Below are 1947 nucleotides of genomic sequence, written 5' to 3' on the forward strand. Positions count from 1 at the left end.
GAGGGATGCCTTTATTGACCGGCAATTATAGGAAAGGCTTCAAAGTCCTTCCGGTTAAGTGGTTTGCGACTTACGACACACGATCATAATTTTTTTGAATATCTTCTTCAGATCTTCTTCCTTCAGGGGACCTCGATTTATTAGATTGAGTTTCTTTAAGATTTCCTCCTCCCTCTTGGGATTGTAGATCTTTTCTCCCATCTCTTTCTTAATCTTTCCAATCTCCAATGCAATGGAGAGTCGTTGGTTGAGAAGGGTTAATAATTTCTGGTCGATGAGATCGATCTGGCTTCTTCTTTTCCTCAATGTTTGGAGTGATGGCGATCTTGTTCTCTTTTTCATCATTCCGCCCATTCTATTTGAGCGCCCAACCCCTTTATGACTTCGTAAAAGTTGGGAAAGGATACCCTCGTATATTCGGCATGGTCAATCGATGTGGACCCTTTAGCCATCAGAGCAGCCACAGCCGTGGCCATGACGATGCGGTGGTCGTGCCGGCCGTCAATATCGGCGCCTTTAAGTTCGGAGTGGAAGATGGTCAGGTTGTTGGGCGTCTCCTGGAACTTGCCGCCCATTTTGGTCAGCTCCTCCTTGATGGAGCGGGTGCGGTCGGTCTCCTTGAGACGGCTGGCTCCGATGTTGTAAAGTACGGTCTTGCCCATTGCCTTGCAGCCCAACACTGCGAGAATGGGCACGGCGTCCGGGGTGCCGGAGCAGTCAATCTCGATGCCGTGCAGATCACTGCCGCCCTCCACGGTGACGGTTCGACCCCCATCAATGAAAGAAACCTTGGCGCCCATCTCCTGAAGGATGTAAGGATACCTGCGCTCGCCGGCGAAGTCGTCCGGGTCCATGCCCACAAAGGTGACCCTGGAGTCGGTGATGGCCGCACCGATCATGGGATAGCCGGAACTGCCCCAGTCGGCTGGCACGTGAGCTGTGAAAGTCTTATACCTCTGACCGCCGGGAACATTAAACTCGTCGTAGTTCTTGTGGCTGCAGGTGGCGCCGGCAAGCTTCATCCAGGCCATGGTCATATCGACGTAGGGCCGCTCCATGAGGTTGTCCTCAATGACAATGATTCCCTCCTGGCTAAGGGCGCCGGCGATGAGCAGCGGGCTCAGCCACTGAGAGTTGATGCCAGGCAGCTTGGTGCGGCCGCCCTTGAGAGGGCCCTTGATCACCAGGGGCGCTACCCCGGCATTACGGGTGGAGAAGACCTGAGCGCCCAGGTCGTTGAGGGCCTCGATGAGGGGCTGGGTCGGCCGCCGGCAGATCTGGTAGTCTCCGGAGATGATCGAGTAGCCGTCAATGAGAGAGGCGATGGCAGTGAGGAGGTAGTAACCGGTGCCTGAGTTGCCGGCGTCGAGCACGCAGCCTGGCACACGGGGCTGGTTGGCTACGCCTTCGAAAACCCACTCCTGAGAATTGGAGGTATCGATTTTAGCGCCTAATGCCTGCATCATACCTACGATGGAGAAACTATCCACACCGGGAAGGGGATTGCTGACCCGCGACAGACCCTCGGCCAGACCGCCCAGGACGATGGCGCGGGCGCTGGCCGACTTGTTACCGGGTATCTGAGTGGTGCCATTCAAACTCGATCTCTTCACGATGAACTTCATCTTCTTGCTCCTCATTGTCTAGAAAAAAAGTCTAACGGTAAGGGTAACCCTGCCTACCGCAGGCAGGGAGGCCCGTATCGTTAATAAAAGGCTACGTTTATCGTCTCTTAATTCTTTACACGTAACCGTAACCGATACCTAAGAACTTGATCAATTTTGGTTCACTGTTTCCATGGGACGAAGAACCGCTCCAATTTTTGAAATAGCCAGTTAAAGAAGATTCCCAGAAGTGAAAGGATGATGAGACCTACCATCAATTTCTTCGTCTGCATGAGATCCGCAGCGGTCAGGATCATAAACCCGATTCCCGCATCCGCAGCCA

Annotated in this window: 2 protein-coding genes; both read right to left on the bottom strand. The window is 53.6% G+C overall.

Features of this window, described 5'->3' with window-relative positions; translation table 11 throughout:
• Window positions 1-54 precede the first annotated feature (54 nt).
• Complete coding sequence (pheA, locus tag QMD53_07115) at window positions 55-354, bottom strand: chorismate mutase (GenBank protein ID MDI6800405.1); 300 nt, start codon at window positions 352-354, stop codon at window positions 55-57.
• A complete protein-coding gene (gene aroA / locus QMD53_07120) occupies window positions 342-1625 on the bottom strand; it encodes a 3-phosphoshikimate 1-carboxyvinyltransferase (protein ID MDI6800406.1) in 1284 nt (427 codons plus the stop codon). Before aroA ends, pheA begins: the two co-directional genes overlap by 13 nt.
• Window positions 1626-1947 lie beyond the last annotated feature (322 nt).

This window comes from Actinomycetota bacterium, assembly GCA_030017835.1.
Classification (GTDB): domain Bacteria; phylum Actinomycetota; class Aquicultoria; order UBA3085; family Oleimmundimicrobiaceae; genus Yes70-04.